Raw genomic sequence first — 21,882 nt, forward strand, 5'->3', positions numbered from 1 at the left:
TTATATTTTAAAGTTATTAAAAAAGCCTGCTTTACGCAGGCTTTAGCTTTCAGGGAAATTAGAACTTAGCGCGGATACCAAAGCTGTATCTGCGATCTGCTTCGGTGTATTTCCAAGCGCCACCTAATTCAGATAGGTAGATAGAAGGCTCACCGGTTAAGTTAGTTGCATTACCTACTAAGGTCACGTTTTCGTTAATGTCCCAACTTGCTGAGAAGTCTAACTGACCACGGTCGTCGCGGTAGTTGTTACCGTAAACAGTATCTTCTGCTGAAATACTGCCGTCTGAGTTAATATTTTCAACGCGTTTTTCGTTTTCACTATCTAAGAAGCTATCGCGGTAGTTATAAGCTAAACGTGTAGAGAACCCTTCGTATTCCCAAAATACTTGTAAGTTGTAGGTGTTTTTAGAAATATCTAACAGTGGGTTGCCATTAGGTTGTTCGCTGTCTGCGTAGGTGTAGTTTGCGTTTATACCCAGGCCAGAAAAAGCACCAGGTAAGCTTGTAAAGAACTGTTGGTAGCCTACTTCAAAACCTTGAACTGAACCATTTTCGCCATTTACATTTTTAACGGTATCAATACCTGTTAAGCCTGCATCGCGAAGCTCTGATACATGGTTAAAGCCATCAGCATCAACAGGGAAGTCGGTTGTATCTGAGTAAACTAAGTTATCTTGAGATACTCCTGCGGTATCAAGCTGACATACTTGGTTCCACTGCGTTACGTTTTGACCCGCAGTGCTAGAAGATGCCTGACAGCTGCTTTCGTTACTTAAGAAAGATTCAACGTCCTTATAAAACACTGCAAACGATATTACGTTCCCTTCGTCAAAGTAATGCTCTACTGATAGGTCGTATTGAGTTGCACGGTATGGTTCTAAATCTATAGACCCTTGCGTTGCGCCTGTAATATCGTTATTAACATCAAACGCTGGGCTTAGCTCACTAAAATCAGCTCTGCGCATTACTTTTGCAGCAGCAAAGCGAAATAGTGTTTCATCAGAGTAGTTATAGGTAACGTTTAAGCTTGGTAAAAAGTCGCTGTAGTCATTCTCACCTGTTACTTTTTCACCGTTTAAATAAACGCTTGATTCTAAATCTGTTGTTACATAACGACCACCGACAATTGCAGTGATGTTGTCAAAGTCTAAGTAAGCTGAAACATAAATTGCGGCTGTATCTTCAACTACGTTTCGGTACGCACTCTCTTGAAACTCTTGGTTATCTGAAAGGCTACCTGTAGAAGCTAAGTTAGTACCTGCAAGTAACTGTTGTAACTGAGCGTAAGTATTTGCTGGGTTAGACAAACCGTTATAGCTTAAAAATGTGAGTAGGTCGTTTTGGCCAGAGCTGCCTAGTTGATCAAACGAGTTATCGTGACTCACTGTGGTAAAGCTATTTGAAAACGCAGCATTGTAATCATCTACCCATAATGTAGCTAATGAACCGTCTGAGTCATTAAATGCATTTTTATAAATGTCTTTAATTTCAACTTTGTATTGCTCGTACTCGTAATCTCGGTTGGTAACACGTACACCTGTTTTGATTTTAGATACCCAGCTTAAGCTGCTGATAGGTTCAAACATTTCTACATCAAAACGAATGGCAGTTTCATCGTTGTCTGTTCTTTTGTCTTCACTTTTAAAAGTGCGTAATGCAAGGTTTTGAGGGTCGGTAAACGCGTTGGGATCTGAGTGAATGATGCTGGGTAGTTTATTCCCATCTTGCGAAAAAGCACCATCGTATAAGTGGTTTACTAAATCAACACCGCCGCTTGCTTCAAATGTAGATTTTTCAATTGGGCGAAGAGTAAATTCAGAATCAGGTCTTACACTTTCAGATGATGCAACAGCAATTTCACCAGAAATTTTTATATTGTCAGTGATATTCCATTCTGCACCAAGTGCATTTGAAAACGAGTCAGTTTCTCTAAAGTCACTGTATGTTTTTGGAATGCCAAATTCGTTTGTTAGTGTGTAATTATTTACGCCATTGGCGTCCTGAGTAGTGTTTGCATCGGTTGATAAAGAACCTGCCACACCTAAAATTGAGTTACCGGCTTGATCACCAGAGCGCTTAGTGCCGCTTAAATCAAGATACACCATACCGTTACCAGACTGTGGAGCCCACTGCAGCGATAAATTTACAGCGGTGCGTTCACGTTTTTCTACGTATTGCTCAACACTGTGCTCGTCTCTTACTATGGCATTACCACTAGGCGTATTGCCTGGTTGACCATTAATTTCAATATCTTGCGGTTTTACACGGCTTGAGGTTTCATCTTGACGAATTTCACGGTCTTGATATGAAAACATCACAATAGCACCAAAACTACCCATTTCATCAAAGTCCCAATTGTCACCAATTGAGCCACTAAAAATAGGGGCTAAATTTTCAGTTTTATCTGCATATTCGCCATCGATAGAAATAGCGCCTGTAAGTTTATCAAGCTCTAAAGGGCGAACTGTTTTTAAGCTAACGGTTCCGCCTAACGCGCCTTCAATCATGTCAGCGGTTGGTGATTTAACAACTTCTACTGTTTTTAGGAAGCTAGAAGGGTAATCTTGTAAGCTAATACCATCACGCGAGTCACCGATGGTAGAACGGCCATTTAATTCAACGCGGTTTTGCGGCAAGCCACGAATAGATACACTGTCACCCACACCAAAGTCGGTATTAATAGATACGCCTGTAATACGCTGAAGTGCTTCAGCAATATTATTATCAGGCAGTTTACCAATATCTTCTGCCACAACAGCATCTACAATGCGTCCGTCTGTGCGTTTTAGCATTGCTGCGGCTTTCATACTGCCTAGCATACCTTTTACTTCAATAACTTCTATATCATCAGCGGGTATATCTGATGTGGTTGGCGCTTCCTGTGCTGAAATAGTAGAAGATGCCATTAATAATAGGGCTGCAGCACTAAGTGTAGTTGAGCTACTTTTTGGGTGCTTATTAATTAGCGTTGAAGTAATTTGATTGAGTTTCATGTATCTCTCCCGTTTGGGTACGACTTGCGTCATTGTGTGTGTGTATTTGGTTTTGGTTAACCAATGTTGTTGTGTGTTTTCTGTATTTTGTCATACAGATTGTGTGGTTGAAATTAGTACAATTTAAATTTTATTACAACCTTTGTTTACCAAAATTTCATATAATGTATTACAAATTGTTTTTTAATTAACTTATATTTAATTTGTTCAATAGGTTAAGTAATATGAGTGATTTTAAAAATATTTAACCTAATTAAAAAAATAACCTTTACCAAAGACATTTTATGTATGATTTTTATTATTTATTGAGGTATTTATAACTATTTAGAATATTTTTTATAGGTATTTAGTCGTTAATATTTTGCCCATATTAGTTTGGAGAGACATTGATTGAGTGGATGCTTACAAAACATCTACGATGAAATAGCTAGGCAAAAATTATTGTTTTAAATTTTTATAATTTATTTGGTAATACCAATATTCTATTGTTTTTAAATTAATTATGTATTAAGGGATTTGCTAAGAGGTATTAAGCGGGAGGGATTTTTATCTTAAATGCACATAAAAAAGCCCCGTATAAACACGGGGCTTTTAAATACAACTGTATTAATTTTGTAATTGGCCTGAAGCCGACTCAATATGAGCACGTACAAACCATTGAAATTGTTCTAGCTCAGCTAGTTGACTTGTGATCATGTCTTCAGATACTGGATCTAACTCAGAAAGCGTTTCGATTGCCTTGCGATGATCGCTGTTAATGCCATTGTATACTTTGTCGAGTGCACCTAAATGCTCGGTAACTAAACCTTTACCAACTGAATACTCGTTCCATGAACGACGGTCAACAATTGACTGTGGTGTGCCAACAGGTACGCCGCCAAGCGTAGCAATACGCTCTGCTATTGTATCAGTCATTTCGCGTACAACTTCAACCTGTGGATCTAGCATTTCATGTACACCTATAAAGTTAGGGCCAACAACATTCCAGTGAATATGTTTTAAAGTTAGCTGTAAATCAATAAGCGCAACCATACGGTTGTCGAGTGTGGCAATTGTGCTTTGCGCTGCGTCGTTATCCATACCGGGTGCTGTAAATTCGGCTACTTTATTTGTATTGCTCATAATGTCTCCTGTTATGTGATTTATTGCTTGTAGACTTTTACAAACATGACTTGGTAATGAAGAAGCAATGCGTATGCCGAATTTTTAACTTTTATAATCGATTGATTTTTAATGATATAATTTAAATTTAAATCTTTCTAAGCGTTAAAATAAAATGTGTTTATGAATTATCTGCAGCTCTTTTGTAAATTATGCACACCGATATTTAGTCCCTTCAGATATGTAGCTAAAGTACTTATAAGCTGGCATTAATATTTATTACTACTTACTTTAGTTGGTGATTACTCACTGATATACTCCTGCCGCATTTTAATTGGAGTTCTGTTAATAATATATGAATTTTTTAAAAACACTGTTTACAGCATTTATACTGCTTTTGTCTCACACAGCATGGGCAGAAAATTGGAGTGTTACACAGCTCCATACAAATTTTGGTGATGCTTTAAATCCTTTCACAGGGGAGTCGTCATTTACACGCACATACACCTTAGAGCATGCATCTGAGCATGGCCTAGGAGACAACTACTTTTTTATCGATTTTTTAAACGACAGCTATACAGATGGTTTTCAAGATACGGGGATCTATGGTGAGTGGTACACAACACTGAGCTTAACCAAAGCATTCAATACGCGGTGGAGCTACGGCCATTTAGAAGATACAGGTTTAGTATTTGGAATTAATGCAGGCGAAGAAGGTTTAATGAAATATACCCCAGGTATAAAGCTAAGTTGGGATGCCCCAGGCTTTGATTTTTTAACCACTACTTTTGCAGGATACATTGACGCTAACGGTGGTATCCAAAAGGAGCAGTTAGCTAAGCAAGATAACAGTATTTTTGTGGATCTTGCTTGGGGGGCACCTTTTTCGCTCGCCAAGCAAGCATTTTACTTTACCGGACATGTTGAATATATTTCAGGGCGTAATGACGAGCAAGGTAATAAGGTAAACGAGTGGTTACTCGCTCAGCCCGCCATATATTGGGACGTAGGCCAAAACTTTGAGCTTGATGCTAAGCAATTAATGGTAGGGATTGAATGGCGCTATTGGTATAACAAGCTTGGTACCGATGACATAGAAAATCAGCCATTTTTGCATGCAGTATGGGTGTTTTAATACGCACTTTAAACCAGAGGTTGCTTTGTAGCTGGTTTTATTACTTATAAAAAAATAGCGCCTAAGGCGCTATTTTTATTTAGTGTGGTTGGTGTACTTCGTGTGGTTGGTTGTAACAATTACTCGTAGCCACGAGGCTTTTTAGTTTTGATCACTGCTATATAAGCGTGCCAGCTGGCGTAGCTTAGTAAGGGCATGATTACTATAAAGCCGGTAGCGCCTGTGGCAAAACCAATGGCTACTAGCAAAAATATGCATATTGACCAAACGATCATAGCTGAAAAATTAGTTTTTACTGCATTCATAGAGCTTATAACTGCAGTCATAATGTCTACACGGCGTTCCATCATTATTTGAGGAGCAAATGCCGATAGAGAAAACACAGTGACTAACAGCACTGCGCCAATCAAGCTGCCAAGAGTTAAAAATGCAGATAACTCTTCAAATGTTGGATTAGCGTGGCTTGGATACAATGCGTGAACAAGTGCAGCTAAACGCATCCATGCAATCATTATTACCATAAGTAGTATGGCAAATCCCCATTCTCCTACTGGGTTTCTAAACATCGACTTAATAGAATGCTTAAAGGTTGGTTTATGGCCTTTTTCTAGCTCCCAAGCCACGTCGTAAAGTCCTGCAGCAAAGGCCGGTCCTATAAGAACAAAAGCAACGGTAGCCGGCAGGATGACCAAGTAGGTGCCTGTAAAAACGGCTGAATAGACAATGGCAACAGGTATAAGCGTAAATATAACCCCATAAATGAGGCTTAAAATGGGAGCGCGAGTTATATCTTTGAATGCGAGTGCAAGCCAGTGGAAAGCAGCAAAGGTATCTACTTTATTGCATTCAATGCAGCGAGCAAATTCAACATGTTTATTAATGGTGTTTGTTGTTGGCATAACAATGTTCCTTAACAAGGTGTCTCTTAAAGGTTTAGAACACATTGTCTTTATTTACAAATTGAACAATATATACGCAATGAAATAATAATTTGCTCACATTATGTTCACTTAAATAAGGGGAATAATAAATCTCTTCAGTAAGAGATGTATTTATTAGGTATAAATTCCTAATTTAGTTAATGAATAGTTAAATAAATAAACTTATAATGCGTCGGTTAATTTACAACTTCTTTTATAGGAACATGAATGAATGACTTAATAAATGATATTGATGTGAATCAATATTTACCGGCTGCTCTTGAGTGGGCTACTAATATATTGCTAGCAATCGCTATACTGCTAGTAGGCTTATGGCTTGCGGGTAAAGTAAGAAATTTAATTATAGGTTTGTGCCATAAATACACGCATTTAGACGATACGCTGTTTCGCTTTTTAGGTAGTATGGCTCGTTACATTATTTTAGCGTTTGTATTTATTGCGGTATTAAACCGTTTTGGTGTGCAGACAGCTTCTATTATTGCGTTATTAGGCGCTGCAGGGCTAGCAATTGGTTTAGCACTGCAAGGTGCTATGTCTAACTTAGCTGCAGGCGTTATGTTGCTTATATTTAGACCTTACAAAGTGAACGATTTTATTGAAGCTGCAGGGCGTTTTGGTAAAGTGACAGAAGTTGATATGTTTACCACTATTTTACAAACATTCGATAATCAGCAAGTTATCATTCCAAATAGTCAAATTTGGGGAGCGCAAATAATTAATCACTCACATCACCCAATTCGTGGTGTAGACATGCATTTTGGCGTAGCTTACGACGAGAACACTGATGCAGTTCGTAAAGTAATAGATAGCGTGTTAGAGGCTCATCCACATATTTTAAAAGATCCAGCACCTTTTGTTGAAGTAGAAACACTTAATAACAGCTCGGTTGATTTTTTAGTACGCCCATTTTGTAAAGGCGAACATTACTTTGAAATTTTATACACTGTGCCAGAGCTAATTAAAAAAGCACTAGATGAAAACAATATAGAGATCCCGTTCCCTCATCGTAAAGTTATCTTAGTTAACGAAAATAAAGACTAATATAAATCCTTTTAAATAGAGCACTTTTTAGTGCTCTTTTTTTATATGAAAAAGTTACACGCCTTTGTAATTTTTTCTTTTGTAAATTATCTCAAATACTACTTTTTTACCTGCATAGCCTCTTTTTACTCGGTTGAGTGAATGGTCTTCATTTTGCATTTGATTAATTTCTTTAGCGTTAAAGCGTGTAAACACCTCTAATCCACCAAATCAAATTGTATGAAGGAATAAACATGGCTGAATCATTTAAATATGCTGGTAATAAAGGGCACGGCGGCGAACTCCATCAACAGGCCTCAGATGAACACCCTGCAATGACCACAGCGCAAGGCTGCCCAGTGAGTGATGATCAAAACTCATTACGCTCAGGCAAACGCGGACCAGGGTTGCTAGAAGATCACGTAATGCGAGAAAAAATATTTCACTTTGATCACGAGCGTATTCCAGAGCGTGTAGTGCACGCTAGAGGTTATGGTGCTCATGGTTACTTTGAAACTTACGATACGCTTGAAGATTTAACATGCGCCGATATTTTTCAGCGTAAAGGTGAAAAAACACCTGTATTTGCACGATTTTCAACAGTTGCAGGCAATAAAGGTTCGCCGGATCTAGCACGTGATGTACGCGGCTTTGCGGTTAAGTTTTACACCCAGGAAGGTAACTGGGATTTAGTGGGTAACAACATACCTGTATTCTTTATTCAGGATGCAATGAAGTTTCCTGATTTAATTCATAGCGCTAAAGCAGAACCTGATCGCGGCTTCCCGCAAGCACAAACTGCTCATGACAATTTTTGGGATTTTGTGAGTTTATCACCAGAGGCAATGCACATGGTTATGTGGGCAATGTCTGACAGAGCTATTCCTCGCTCGCTGCGATTTATGGAAGGTTTTGGTGTTCATACATTCAAATTTATTAACGCTAAAGGCGATGAAAAATTTGTTAAGTTTCATTGGAAACCTAAAGGTGGCATGCAATCAGTTGTATGGAACGAAGCACTTAAACTCAATGGCGCTGATCCTGATTTTCACCGCAGAGACATGTGGGAGTCTATAGGTAATGGCGATTTCCCTGAATGGGAATTAGGCGTACAAGTATTTGACCAGCAATTCGCAGATGAGTTTGAATTTGATGTTTTTGATGCCACTAAACTTATACCAGAAGAGCAAGTGCCAGTACAAATTGTTGGCCGAATGGTACTTGACCGCGTAGTAGATAATTTTTTTGCAGAAACAGAACAAGTTGCTTTTTGTACACAGAATATTGTGCCAGGACTTGATTTTACACCTGATCCGTTATTGCAAGGACGTAACTTTTCATATTTAGATACGCAAACAAAACGCCTTGGCGGCCCTAACTTTACGCACATTCCGGTGAATGCTCCTAAATGCCCAATGCGCCACTTTCAGCAAGATGGGCACATGGCAATGCACAATCCAAAAGGGCGTGTTAATTACGAGCCAAACTCCTGGAGCGGCGACGAAAATAACCCGCGCGAATGCCCGGCGCATGGATTTAAAAGCTCAAGTAAAGAAGAGGGAGGCGACAAACTTAGATATCGCTCTGAAACATTTGCAGATCACTACAGTCAAGCAAGGCAGTTTTATCTTAGTCAAACAGACGTTGAGCAAGCGCATATTCAATATGCCCTAGTCTTTGAGCTTTCAAAAGTAGAGCATGTTGGAATACGAGAGCGCATGGTTTCGCATTTACTCAATATAGACAACACATTGGCCCACGAAGTAGCCAAAGGGCTTCGCCTAAAAGAAATGCCAGAGCCAGCTGAAGCGGCAATGCCAACTCGCGACGATTTGCCTACTTCAGATGCACTCAGTATTTTAAAAAATGCACCTAGCACCTTTAAAGGACGAAAGTTGGGTATTTTGGTTAGTGATGGCTTTGACGCAGATATTTTTAATTCTGTAACAAACAAGCTTGATGACGAAGGTGCTAATTTTGAGATTATTGCTGCGCAAGTAGGTGGAGCAAGCTGTAGTAATGGTAAACATGTCGCAGCAGATCAAGTTATTAATGGCGGCCCATCTGTACTATACGATGCAGTGCTAATTCTTAGCACAACTGAAGGTGCGCAAAAGCTTGCCGATATTCCTGAAGCTAAAGACTTCATAAACGATGCTTATGCGCATATGAAATACATTGGCTTTACGCCAAACGCGGAGCCGCTGTTTAAAGCTGCAGGGCTTGAGAGTAAAAAAGATGAAGGATGGATTGATTTAGATAAAGTATCTAGCGATGGCTTTGTTAAATCGTTGCGTAATCTTCGCTTTTGGAAGCGTTAAGTTTAAATTTTGCGCATTGTTTAATGTTAGTTAATCTGAGTTTAGGTTAACTAGCATGCCTAAATTTGCGCAAAACAAAGGATAACTGTTATGACCTTTACAGCCATGTCAAAAGAGCACAATACGATAATACCGTTTTTAATTATGGATGATGCACAGCAAGCCATTAGTTTTTATAAGAAGGTATTTAATGCCGAGCTAATTTCGCAAATGCCTTTGCCTGAAGGAGGTATAGCGCATGCTGAAATAGCTATTGGTAATACACCATTAGTTGTAGCCGACGCTTGTCCACAAGAAAGCCACCACAGCCCGCATAAAATTGGAGGCTCACCCGTAAACCTAATACTTTATGTTAAAGATGTTGATAATGTATTTAGTCGCGCGCTAACGCTGGGCGCTAAGCTCGTTAGACCCATGCACACGCAATTTTATGGTGATCGTGCTGGCACATTTGAAGACCCGTTTGGCCATATATGGACAGTGGCAAATCAAAAAAAAGATGTGAAGAAGGAAAGTATTGAACAACGAATGGCTAATTTAATGACAAAAGAGCAAGACGCCTAATACGGCTTGCTCTTTTTATTCGTAGGTTTATTAGCCTAAATTTATAGCTAAATATTTTATTTCGTCTTCACTTATTTGCGGTAAAAAATAAATATCGTCATATTTAAAATATTGTTGCTCATTAATTGTAACTGCCTCAGCTGTAATAGGCAGCGTATCGTAAGTTTGCCCAAGTTCGTAATTAATAGCAGTGCCTACCTTTACCGCCTTGTTAACTATTACGTTAGGAGCATCAACTACTCGATAACCATTATTGTCTGCTACGTAATATACATTTTGGTAGGTGTAGTACGTTGTATTATGACGTTTAAAATACGAGTAATGCTTTGGTAATGAGCGGATTCTTAGGCCTCTTGGTGGCTTAACCACATGATAGCCGCTTTTTGCTTTTCGGTAGTAAATACCGTCACTGAATGTAAACGAAATACCATTAAATCTAATTGATGCGCTGTTTCGCGGTATGTTGCTAAAGTAACGCCCAGGCCTGTACGTAACCACATTATGGCGCTTATTTTTTAAATAAGTGTACTTGCGCTTGTCATGTTTGTAATGAGCAATTTTACGTTTTGTCTCTTTACGTTGTTCGCGTTTATCTTTTTTACGCTGTGTTGGTTTATCTTTTTTATATGCTATACGTTGTTTTTTGTCTTCGCGACGTTCATCACGCTTATATTCAACGCGCTTTGCACGTTCTTTATTAACCTTTTCTCGCTCGTTTTGTGCTCCAAGCGCAGAGCCAGATATACAGCCAAAAGCCAGTAGTGCTGGTAGTAAATAAGTTAGTTTCATAATATTGCCTCATGTATGTATTTACATAATTGAGTTCAATACTAGCGTTTTAAACTGAATGTTAACTGACCTATTTTAATTATATGCCTTACCTTTACAGCTTTTTACTAACACTTACTGTTACTGACATTAGCCTACACTTACTCACACTTTTGCCGCTTTTCGAAACTAATAGTCTTATATTGGTGATATTAATTGTTGCGCCAAGCACTCTTTATGCATGGCGCAAATTAACATTAACGTGTTGGCTTTTGAGGGAGAGCTGATTTTAGCTCATCTTGTGTAACATTTAATTTTTTTGCCACTACGCTTAAGTCAGCGTTAGGGCCACCAGCATCTTGCATTGTTTTTAAAAGTAGTTGTTCGCTAATACCTAGCTTTTTAGCCGCTTGAGAAAAGTCTGGTCGTGGCATTTTACCACCTCCGCCGCCAAGTGGTTCATGGCGCGTAATTTTAGTGCCTTGAGGTGGTTTAGCACCAATACCGGCTTGAGCTGTAGTGGTAAAATTGTTTTTAGCTACAACACCTTTTAGGCATTTAGGTAAGTTTGGAAATGTATTACTTGCATGGTAGTGATACGTAATTATGCCTTTTTCACCAGTAGGGCCCGTGTGCCCATTACAGCTATCAAGACCAGTTGGTATGGAAGCGTCAACTTCAAGGCTTCCGTAAATTGGAAAACCGTCAAATCCATAACCAAACAAGGCGCTTGGGGCTTGTGGTAAGTTATTACAGTTGGCATTTACGTGTTCATGTTTATAAACGCTGTCGATATCGCTCGCGGTGCCGTGGTAGTGATACCAACCACCAGGGTCAATATGGCCGGCGCAAGTATCCAGTGCTGGCAAATGGCCAGTATGCTGTACACTTGGCGCGTCTGAAAAAATAGGCACGCCGGCAAGAGCAATACCTACTTTTGATACTACACCAAGCTTTTTTGAGTTTTTAGCCATAACAGGATGAAGGGGTAAAAGGGCGGTAATTTCTACGCTCTTATCTACCGATACGTTTATACAGGCGTGATCAACAGAGGGGCGAATGGTGGCGTTATCTACAATATGTACGTTGCCGTCTTCGTCATAAAAGGTAAAGCCTTGCTCGTTAAGCATGGTTAAAAACGCTTCATCTAATCGGTATAGTCCAGCATCCGTGCCATCCCAATCCCAAATGCCGCCAACGTCATCGAGCGTTTCTGGGCAAAAAGGGCCGACTTCAATGTTGTCGGGCTGGTACTTCAAAACTATTTGCGCGCATTGTGACTCTAAGCCATTCTCTAGTGTGCAGTTTACGGTTTGGGGAAGCTTCACCATGGCTTTTACGTTAAAGGCATCTGTGTTAATTGATGAGCTATTCGCATTTTTTGTAAAAGAAAGAGCCGCAATGCTTTCATTTTTAGTGTGTTTCTCACAGGCTGACAAAAGTAGCGCGCAGCTCAGTAAAAATACTACCGTTGCTGCTTTTCTACTATTTATGTCACAGGCTAATAAATAATTTAATTTAAAGAGCGCCATATTTATCCCAAATACTGTTTAGTAATATGCTTCAAGTATGGCAATAAATTGTGCAAACAAAATGAAAATACAGATACGCAAAGATTATTTAATAATACATGTTTAATAATGAAAGATTAATTGCCAATTAAACATTCCTAGAACTGAGTAAGTTTAACGTTTAAAGGGCAGTATTGCCTACTTATAAAAACATACTAAAAGTACAATATTGTCTAAATAAATTTTCTTCACAGCATTGTAAACTTAATCTCGAAGAGCAAGTTAGGTAAGCCTATTAAAGGATATAAAACTTAAATAATTATAGTTTTTCCCAGTAGGGAGTATCGCCAAAATAGTTGCTAAAGTAGTCTATAAAAGCCCTTACTTTAGGCGCTAACAATCGGGTGCTTGGGTATACACTCCAAATGGCCGTATCGGAGGCAAGTGGGTAGTTTTCTAAAATTTGAACCAGTTCGCCACGTTGTAATTTTTTATACGCACACCAGCTCGACATTAAGGTAATACCTAAGCCTTGAGCGCAAGCATCGCGCACAGCTTCACCGTTATCAGCGAGTAATACATTGTTAGTTTTTATATTTTGTAAACCTCGCTCTGTATTAAACGACCATGTTGTTAAGCTATGTAAATTAACACAGGTATGGTTTTTTAAATCTTGTGGTGTTTTAGGCGTGCCATGCTTGGCAAGGTACTTAGGGGAGGCACAAATTAAGCGTTTATCGCGTGTTATTTTTTTGGCTATAAGTGTAGAATCTTCTAATGCGGCATCGCGTATTGCTATATCAAACCCTCCAGCCACCATATCAATAATGCTATCGCTTAGGCGCAAATCTATAGTTAGATCGGGGTATTGAGAAATAAACCCTTCTAACGCAGGAATAATATGCATTCGTCCAAATGAGGCTGGGGCGGTGATGCGCAATTTTCCTTGTGGTGTAATACTGCCAATACCGACCGATGCACGGGCTAATTCTACATTAGCTAACACTTCTTCAGCATGAGGTAAAAAAGCTTGCCCTTCTTCGGTTAATGACACTTTTCGGGTGGTGCGGTGCATTAACTTAACGCCTAAGGTTTCTTCGAGTTTGTTCATTTGTGCGCTAGATACCGCAGCAGAAAGCCCAAGCTCTTTTCCTGCAAGGCTAATATTATGCGTGTTAGCAATTCTGACAAATAGATTTAAATGGGCAATATTCATTATCAATTTTTTTTATAAAAAATAGTGTAAATTAATATATTATCAAAGAGGAGTGCAGTAAACGTTATCTTACTATTTTTTGATTAATCTCTGTTAACCCACTCTTAACCCTCGCCTTAATATACTGCGTGCAATGATGTAAATTAGGCATAGTTAAATGGTTTATTTTAAAAAGCACTCAACAGTTTTATTGCTTGCACTTAGCTGTATGCTTGCTGCATGCAGTAGCCAACCAAGCTATACAGGTAATAGCACCGAGCAATCGCTAAAGCAGCATGCAAATTGGCAATACACACAAGATGATGCAACCGAGGTAAGTTATATTACTGACTTGGTAAATATAGCGGGGCTTGATGCGCTTATAGAGCAGGCGATTACGAATAACCCATCATTTAACCAGGTATATGTTGCTTTAAAACTTGCTTATGCGCAGCGCGATGTCACTGCTGCAAGCCAGTGGTTTAGCGTTAGTGCTGATTTTGATGCACAGCGCAATGAAACTACCGGCACGCAGTACAGTTCATCGGTAGGTGTGAGCTGGGAGGCCGACGTGTGGCAAAAAATTGCAGATAATGTGGCCGCGCAAGACATGAACATAGCCAGTAATCAAGCAACATATCAAAGCGCTAAAGATACGTTAGTAGCAAGTGTCATTCGTACTTATTTAAATATTATTTTGCAGCAAGATTTACTCAACATAGAGCAGCAGCGCTTAACTGTTTTAGAAAATAACGAGCAAAGTATCGTAGAGCGTTACCAATATGGATTAGGCGACTTAGAGGCTTTAGATACCGCACGTACCAATACCGCCTCTACCCGAGCCACTATTGCCGATTACCAAGAGCAAATAGCCCAAGCTAAACGAGCACTCGTTTTATTAGTAGGCGTTGATAAACTTGAAAACCTACCTACAACATCAACGTTTCCTGATGTTATTGAGCCACTTAGCGCCTTACCAGAGCAAGATTTAGCACGCCGACCTGATTTACAAAGTGCTTATTATAATATTCAAGCAAAACGTTATTTAGTTGATGTGGCCTACAAAGACTTACTGCCAAGTATTTCGCTTTCAGCGTCTTTGAGTGATTTGGCCACAACACCAAGCCAAGCATTGTTAACAAGCCCTGTGTGGAATTTATTAGGCAGCTTAAGTGCACCATTATTTGAAGGCGGAGCACTGCGTGCGCAAGTTGATGTAGCCAAACTCAATGCTGAGCAAGCTTATTGGCAATACCAAGACACGCTACTTAGTGCGGTAAACGAAGTAGAAAACGCGTTGGGTCAAGAGCAATCATTAACGCAGCAGCAACTTCAAATAAGCAAAGCACTTACCAGCGCAAAGCGCAGCTTTAGTAATTACCAAAGTAAGTATCAACAAGGTTTAGTTGATATTTTAGACTTACTTACCGTGCAACAACAAGTGTACGACCTGCAAGCTCAGCTTAGCCAAATAAATTACACCCTTTTAACTAACCGTATCGATTTAGGTCTTGCTTTAGGCCTTGGAGTATCATCATGAAAATTTCCCCAATACCTGTTGTTGTAACCCTTATTGCAGTGGTATCTATAGGGATTGCTGTGGCATATAACAGTCATAAAATGGCGCAGCAGGCACATGGCTCTAAACCTGCTAAAGTTGATGCTATAGCACCGAATGTGTCGGTAATTAACGCGATACCCGGTACTTATCAGGCATATGTTAGTGGCCACGGTGAAGCAAAAGCACACTGGACATTAACGTTAAAAGCGCAAGTTAAAGGCGAAGTCATCAATATGAGTGAGCAATTTGCCACTGGTAATTTAATTGCTAAAGACCAAGTGTTTGCACAAATTGATAACACCGAATACCTACAAGCCCTCGCAAGTACTAAAGCCGCACTTGCTGATGCAAAATTAGCGTTACAAGAAGAGCAAGATTTAGGAAACCAAGCAAAGCGAGAGTGGGAACGCTCAGGGGTAACACAAGCACCTAGCTCGCCACTGGTATTTAGAACGCTTCAGCTAGAGGCCGCACAAGCCACACTTGATAACGCCCAATATGCACTGCAAACCGCCCAGCGTGATGAGAAAAACACCCATATAAGTGCGCCGTTTGATGCTGTGGTATTGTCTCGCGATATTGACCTTGGCACATACGTAAATATTGGCGATACACTCGCTACGTTAAACAGTACCGACAAAGTAGAGATTAGCGTGCCGCTATCGTTGAATCAGTGGCAAAACCTAGCAAGTGATAAAAGCAAAGAGGTTATTTTAAGTGATGTAACAACCCAAAATCAGTGGCAAGGTTACATTGCACGATTTGAGCAACACCTTGATGATAGTTCACGCCAGCGCAGCGTAGTGGTTGCCCTCGATAAACCTTTTGAACAAGCAACTCCCTTGTTACCCGGTACTTTTTTAGCTGTACAAATTGCCGGTAAAACGCTTGATAATGTTATTAAACTTCCTGCATCGGCGATTTCGCAAGAAGGCTTAATTTGGTATGTCAGTGAACAAAATACATTAGTAAGTACCACCGCAAATAAGGTTTTTGAGCGCAATGATTATGTTTATATATCGCCAATTGCTGGGCAAAGTAATTTACGTGTAGTGGCGCGCCCATTAGTGAGCTACCTAAACGAAATGCGGGTAAACCCCATTGTTGAGGAGATGCCATAATGAGTCCACATCAAGCACCACAATCGCCTAGCTCACATAACCCGCTGCATGGCATTATTAATTGGTTTGCAAATAACTCAGTGGCGGCTAATTTATTACTAATTAGCGTAATAGTAATGGGTATAATGTCGCTTTCTACATTGCGTAAAGAGGCGTTTCCGAGCCTTGAACCTGATACCATTTCGGTATCGGTGGTTTACGACAGTGGCGATGCCCTGCAAGCTGAGGAAGGCATAGCCCTTAAAATAGAAGAAGCACTCGAAACCGTACCCGGTATTAAGCGTATTACTTCAACATCAGATGCCAGCGGCAGCCATGTAAGTATTGAGAAAAAAACGGATTACTCACTTGATGAGCTACTTACTGATGTAAAAAACCAAGTTGATGCTATAAACAACTTTCCGGCAGATGCCGAGCAACCTGTTATAGATAAAGCTCGTAGGCAAGATCATGCACTCACGTTGCAATTATTTGGTGATGCCGACCGTCATACGTTACAAACCTTAGGTGAACAGCTTAAAGCCGATTTACTTGCTGAGTCAGGAATAAGTGACGTTACTCAGTCAGGTGTATTAGATCCTATGATGTCGATAGAAATCGACGAAGGTAAATTACAAGCCTACGGCTTAACTATCAGTGATGTAAGCGAAGTGATTAATAACGAATCATCAAGCCCGCTTTCAACAAGTCTACGTGATAGTAATAAAATTATTCGTTTAAAAGCAGCCGAGCAAGCTTATTGGCAGCGTGACTTTGCTGATATCGTTTTACTTACAACGCCTGCTGGCTCGCAAATTAAACTCGGTGATGTAGCAACTGTTACCGACAGTTTTGCTGAGGATACCAACTCACTAAGTCGTTATAATCAACAAAATGCCATAGGTATTGAAATACTTATGGATGAAAATAGCGATATAACCAGCATTGTTGAGCAAGCACAAAGTGTCATTGATAAATGGCACGAACGCGGGTTGTTGCCGCAAAATGTAGAGCTTGAAAGCTGGCAAGATAAAAGCACTATGATCACTGAGCGCTTATCGTTGCTCACCAAAAATGCCGTAACCGGTATTATTATGGTGTTTGTTATTTTAGCCATATTTTTAAACGTACGCGTTGCCTTGTGGGTTGCTGGTGGTTTGCCATTTGTGTTTTTTGGTACGCTGTATTTTATGACCGACAGCTATACCGCACTTACTATTAACGAAATGACCACCTTTGGTTTTATTATGGCGCTGGGTATTGTAGTGGATGACGCCGTGGTCGTCGGGGAGAGTATTTACACGACTCGTAAAAAGCATGGTGATACGCTCAATAATACTGTTTTAGGCACTATGAAAGTAGCCGTCCCTACTATTTTTGGTGTACTAACGACGGTTGCTGCATTTATGGCGCTTTCTAATGTGTCGGGGAATTTAGGTAAAATATATGCGCAATTTGCAACCGTGGTCACCATTTGTTTACTGCTTTCAGTTGTTGAGTCAAAGCTTATTTTACCCTCTCATTTGGCGCATATTAGTACCAAACGCCAGCTTAAATCAGGCATTAGTGGTTTATGGTCTAAAGTACAACACGGTGCAGACAGTGGCTTAAACTGGTTTAGTGCGCACATTTATCGCCGTGTTATTGAATACTCACTACGCTTTAGGTACGCCATAGTGGCTGCGTTTATTGCCTTTTTTATATTGGTTATAGGCATGCCAATGACCGGCGCGGTTAAAGTGGGGTTCTTCCCAAGTATTCCTGGCGATACTGTTAGTGCAGAGCTGGTTATGCAAAATGATGTGGCTTACGGGCAAACTAATAAAAACTTGTTAGCGCTTGAGCAAAGTGCCTTAAAAGCACAGCAAAATTTAATGGATAAGTATGACTCAAAAGAAAGCGAAATTACGAGTTTACAAGTATTAAGTAGCAGCGATACCAGCGGCTCTGTAAGTGTTGAGTTATTAAATGAAGGTGAGTTTACCGCGACCGAATTTGCACAAGAATGGCAACGTGTAGCAGGTACTCCCGAGGGCAGTAAAAAACTACAAGTATTAGCCACGCGCAAAATGGTCGATAACTTTAAAGTAGAGCTAAAAGCGTGGGATGATGAAACCGTTATGGCAGCAGGCGCTATTTTTAAAGAGCGCTTAGAAAGTATTGCAGGCGTTAATGGTATAGACGACAATTTCAACCCAGGGCAACCGCAACTTAAATTTACCCTTAATGCACAAGGGCGCGCACTAGGTATGGATACCGCCAGTTTATCACAGCAAGTGTTGCAAGCCTTTGGTGGGGCTATTGTACAGCGATACCAGCGCAATAAAGACGAAATTAAAGTACGTGTACGTTACCCTGAAAACGCCCGTAAAACACCTGCCGATATTATGCAATCTCGTATACGTTTGCCCGATGGTACAATTGTACCGCTGGTTAACGTAGCAAGTATTAGTAGCGAATACCAACAAGATGAAATAACCCGTATCGACGGCCTACGTGCTATTTATTTAAGTGCCCAAGTAGATAAAAATGTTATAGCACCTAATGAATTAGTAGACAGCTTAACCCGCGACTTAGTACCGGAGTTAACTGCGCAGTTTCCGAACTTAAGTATACACTTTGCAGGTGAAGCCGAAGAGCAAGATGAAACCACAGGCTCTATGAGCACGATGTTTTTAGCCGCATTACTGGTTATTTACGTTTTGCTGGCGATTCCACTTAAATCATATATTCAACCGGTGCTAATTATGGTGGCAATTCCATTTGGTATTGTGGGGGCTATTTTAGGCCATTGGTGGAACGACTTAACCATTAGTATATTATCGCTCAACGGTATTTTGGCGCTAAGTGGAGTTGTAGTAAACGACAGCTTGTTACTTGTTTCGCGCTTTAACGAGTTAACAAAAGAAGAGGGTATGAACACACACGATGCAATTGTTGAGTCGTGTACAAGCCGCTTGCGTGCAGTCATGCTCACCTCAGTAACAACGTACGCAGGCTTGATCCCGCTGTTAAGCGAGACCTCTTTGCAAGCGCAGTTTTTAATCCCTGCAGCGGCATCATTAGGCTACGGTATTTTGTTTGCCACTGTGATTACTCTCATCCTTATACCTGCATTATTAATGATTCAAACAGACATTAAGCGCCTACTTACCAATGTGTTACACTTTTTAAGTGGTAAGCGCACCCAAGGAGCCGCCTCTTAATGATAAACGTACTACTGGTTGAAGATGATATAGACCTAGCCACTACTATTGTTGATTATCTCGATATAGAAGACATATCGTGTGACCATGCAAGTAACGGTATAATGGGGCTAAATTTAATAGAAAATAATCAGTACCAAATGATTATTCTCGATATTAATATGCCCAAAATGGACGGCTTAACACTGTGCAAAAAATTGCGCGAACAAGGCAAAAATACACCCGTGTTAATGCTTACAGCACGCGATAGTCTTGATAATAAGCTAGAGGGCTTTGCCGCCGGCAGTGACGATTATTTAGTAAAGCCCTTTGCCATGAAAGAGCTGGTAGCACGGGTGCAAGTACTCGCAAAGCGTAAAAGTGGTGAGGTAAAACGCCTTACTTTAGCCAATTTACAGTTAGACTTGACCAAGCACTGTGCCATAGTAGGGGAGAGTACTTTAAAGCTCTCGCCTATTGCTTTTAAGCTACTTAAAACGCTTGTGCGCGAAGCGCCACAGCCAGTTACACGTAGTATCATTATGCAAGCCATTTGGGGAGAAGAGCAGCCCGACAGTAATAGTTTAAAAGTGCATATTTACCACTTACGCAAGCAGCTAGAAGCTGCGACCCAGCAAGTAAAGCTAGAAACCATCCCTAATATTGGCTTTGCGATAAAAACAGTGCAAGGAGATGCACAATGAAAATAAGACCCAGCTTGAGGCTTTATTTTTTTGCCAGCATGCTGCTATTAAGCTCGATTATGGCTATCGGTTTTTCCTTTTTGAGTGTTAACTATTTTGTTGATGGTTTAGATAAAGGCTTAAATGGCGTTATGTTTGCGCTTTCGCAAACGGCAAAGGTTGAAGATGGGCAACCTATTGAAATGGTCGGTTTTAGTGTTGCTAGTCGCTGGGAAGATATGCCAAAGGAGATAAAGCAACGATTTACAAAACCAACTCACAATGGCGTACTTCAAAAAAGGGCAGATAAGTCATCTTTTTTTTCGATGCCCGAAAACCTATTTTTTGCCGTGTATTATCAAAACGAAGCTGGAGAGTCGCGTTATGTATCGCGCATCATGCTTGAAAAAGACCGCCCTAAAACACAAGTCACCGATGAAAAACCAATGCAAAGGGTGTTTTGGATAGCCTTAACGGCACTTGCGGCTATTACATTGTTTGCATTTTTTTTATTTATGATTATGAAAAAAATTGCTAAGCCAATTGAGTCATTAAAAAAATGGGCTAAATCGCTTAGCCAAGCTAATTTACAACAAACGCCGCCGGATTTTAATTACAACGAACTAAATACACTGGCCACGCTAATACGCAGTAGTTTGCTTTCAGCGCACGAAAGTGTAGAGCGCGAACAGCGTTTTTTAAGTTATGCAAGTCACGAGTTGCGCACGCCTATTTCGGTTATTCGCAGCAATGTTGAGCTACTCAATCGTTTAAGCGAAAAAGCCCCGTTGAGTGATAAGCAACAGCTTACCCTTGAGCGAATAGAGCGCGCCGGTTTAACCATGAGCGATTTAACGAATACGTTACTTTGGCTTAGCAGAAGTGATGAACAGCAAGGTGAAATTGAGCCAGTCGATCTCAGTGAAAAAATAACTACATTAAGTAACGAACTTGGTTATTTGTTAAATGCTAAGGAGGTTACTGTACTTATAAGCTCAGACCAACAACATAGTGTAGTTAGTACGGAGCCTACAGCTTGTCATATTGTGCTAACTAACTTAATTCGTAACGCATATCAGCATACGCAACACGGGCAGGTGCATATTACGCAACAAGGCAGCAAGGTTACGGTAGTAAATTGCAGCACTCAAAACGAGGAAGTTTTTATAAGTGACGAAACCACAAAAAACGCCAGTATAGGTTACGGGCTTGGTTTGCAGTTAAGTGAAAAAGTAATAAAGCGCCATGGCTGGTTTTATGAGATAAATGACCTACCAGGGCGCTATGAGGTTGTGGTTGACTTTAACTAGGGCCTGTTGACCTTTCAGGATTAAAATTTGTTCAATCTAGGGGCTATTTAATCGCGGCGCGAGGTTTGTAACCTAGTGGGCTCGGTAGCTGCTCCTGCGTTACCCTAATGACTTACATCCATGTAAGAATAAGTAAAAACCGAGTAACAAAGAGTAAATTGCCCCTAGGCAGAACCCTTTGGGCAGCGCCTGTTTGGCATTTATGCTACGTTATCGCCTATTTATGGGGAATAACCACACTACATAGGCTCTGTCTTGCCTAAATACCAAACAGTCTGCTGCAAATTTAACCTCGAAAGATAAACAGGCCCTAGGGCGTATTCAGCTTTGTAGATTGAACCCAAAAGGTAGCGCATATTTGGTTTTATGCTGCGTTATAGCTTATTTATGGGGAACAACCACACTACTTAGGCTGCTTTGCCTAATAAACAAAAATGCTACTGCAAGTTCAACCAACAAAGGCCACTCGCCCCAGTGTGGGGTTATTTTAAT

At 40.3% G+C, this 21,882-nt stretch carries 15 protein-coding genes; 9 read left to right on the forward strand and 6 right to left on the reverse strand.

What is annotated here, in order from left to right:
* Window positions 1-58 precede the first annotated feature (58 nt).
* Entirely contained in the window at window positions 59-2,995 is a 2,937-nt protein-coding gene (locus tag J8L73_RS00515; protein WP_211014167.1) for a TonB-dependent receptor, read from the reverse strand.
* Between the two features lie 606 nt (window positions 2,996-3,601).
* Window positions 3,602-4,117 carry a DNA starvation/stationary phase protection protein Dps gene (gene dps, locus J8L73_RS00520; protein WP_210999032.1) on the reverse strand — a complete coding sequence of 172 codons (516 nt, stop codon included), beginning with the start codon at window positions 4,115-4,117 and terminating at the stop codon, window positions 3,602-3,604.
* A gap of 334 nt (window positions 4,118-4,451) precedes the next feature.
* Between dps and J8L73_RS00525 the strand changes: the two genes are divergently transcribed.
* Window positions 4,452-5,231, forward strand: a complete 780-nt coding sequence (locus J8L73_RS00525) for a nucleoside-binding protein (protein ID WP_211014169.1) — start codon at window positions 4,452-4,454, stop codon at window positions 5,229-5,231.
* Between the two features lie 119 nt (window positions 5,232-5,350).
* On the opposite strand, the gene J8L73_RS00530 is transcribed toward J8L73_RS00525, so the two are convergent.
* Window positions 5,351-6,130, reverse strand: a complete 780-nt coding sequence (locus J8L73_RS00530) for a DUF2189 domain-containing protein (RefSeq protein ID WP_210999034.1) — start codon at window positions 6,128-6,130, stop codon at window positions 5,351-5,353.
* A gap of 249 nt (window positions 6,131-6,379) precedes the next feature.
* Here J8L73_RS00530 and J8L73_RS00535 point away from each other — a divergent pair, with 249 nt between their 5' ends.
* The 3 genes from J8L73_RS00535 (at window position 6,380) to J8L73_RS00545 (ending at window position 10,077) form a co-directional block, all read left to right on the forward strand.
* Window positions 6,380-7,213 (forward strand): mechanosensitive ion channel domain-containing protein, encoded by an 834-nt coding sequence (locus J8L73_RS00535; protein WP_210999035.1) that lies wholly within the window; start codon window positions 6,380-6,382, stop codon window positions 7,211-7,213.
* Between the two features lie 233 nt (window positions 7,214-7,446).
* Complete coding sequence (locus tag J8L73_RS00540; RefSeq protein ID WP_211014170.1) at window positions 7,447-9,513, forward strand: catalase; 2,067 nt, start codon at window positions 7,447-7,449, stop codon at window positions 9,511-9,513.
* A 90-nt stretch (window positions 9,514-9,603) separates the two neighbouring features.
* Window positions 9,604-10,077, forward strand: coding sequence for a VOC family protein (locus J8L73_RS00545; protein ID WP_211014172.1), 474 nt, complete (start codon window positions 9,604-9,606; stop codon window positions 10,075-10,077).
* A 30-nt stretch (window positions 10,078-10,107) separates the two neighbouring features.
* Here J8L73_RS00545 and J8L73_RS00550 read toward each other — a convergent pair whose 3' ends face one another.
* From J8L73_RS00550 to J8L73_RS00560, 3 genes are all read right to left on the reverse strand, one after another.
* Entirely contained in the window at window positions 10,108-10,866 is a 759-nt protein-coding gene (locus J8L73_RS00550) for a DUF6515 family protein (RefSeq protein ID WP_211014174.1), read from the reverse strand.
* Window positions 10,867-11,102: 236 nt separating this feature from the next.
* Complete coding sequence (locus J8L73_RS00555; protein WP_211014176.1) at window positions 11,103-12,377, reverse strand: YHYH protein; 1,275 nt, start codon at window positions 12,375-12,377, stop codon at window positions 11,103-11,105.
* A 298-nt stretch (window positions 12,378-12,675) separates the two neighbouring features.
* Window positions 12,676-13,572 (reverse strand): LysR family transcriptional regulator, encoded by an 897-nt coding sequence (locus tag J8L73_RS00560; protein WP_211014177.1) that lies wholly within the window; start codon window positions 13,570-13,572, stop codon window positions 12,676-12,678.
* A gap of 157 nt (window positions 13,573-13,729) precedes the next feature.
* On the opposite strand from J8L73_RS00560, the gene J8L73_RS00565 reads away from it, so the two are divergent.
* From J8L73_RS00565 to J8L73_RS00585, 5 genes are read left to right on the forward strand one after another with little or no spacing between them, the layout of a single operon-like run.
* Entirely contained in the window at window positions 13,730-15,091 is a 1,362-nt protein-coding gene (locus tag J8L73_RS00565) for a TolC family protein (protein WP_211014179.1), read from the forward strand.
* On the forward strand, window positions 15,088-16,233 hold the full coding sequence (locus tag J8L73_RS00570) for an efflux RND transporter periplasmic adaptor subunit (protein ID WP_211014181.1): 1,146 nt from the start codon (window positions 15,088-15,090) through the stop codon (window positions 16,231-16,233). The genes J8L73_RS00565 and J8L73_RS00570 overlap by 4 nt, the downstream gene beginning before the upstream one ends.
* A complete protein-coding gene (locus J8L73_RS00575) occupies window positions 16,233-19,418 on the forward strand; it encodes an efflux RND transporter permease subunit (RefSeq protein WP_211014183.1) in 3,186 nt (1,061 codons plus the stop codon). The genes J8L73_RS00570 and J8L73_RS00575 overlap by 1 nt, the downstream gene beginning before the upstream one ends.
* The gene (locus J8L73_RS00580; protein WP_211014185.1) at window positions 19,418-20,101 is read left to right on the forward strand and encodes a response regulator transcription factor; all 684 of its coding nucleotides are present in this window, start codon (window positions 19,418-19,420) and stop codon (window positions 20,099-20,101) included. The genes J8L73_RS00575 and J8L73_RS00580 overlap by 1 nt, the downstream gene beginning before the upstream one ends.
* Window positions 20,098-21,390, forward strand: coding sequence for a HAMP domain-containing sensor histidine kinase (locus J8L73_RS00585; protein ID WP_211014187.1), 1,293 nt, complete (start codon window positions 20,098-20,100; stop codon window positions 21,388-21,390). The genes J8L73_RS00580 and J8L73_RS00585 overlap by 4 nt, the downstream gene beginning before the upstream one ends.
* The last annotated feature ends 492 nt before the right edge of the window (window positions 21,391-21,882 follow it).

It is taken from the genome of Pseudoalteromonas sp. MMG006, assembly GCF_018101025.1.
Classification (GTDB): domain Bacteria; phylum Pseudomonadota; class Gammaproteobacteria; order Enterobacterales; family Alteromonadaceae; genus Pseudoalteromonas.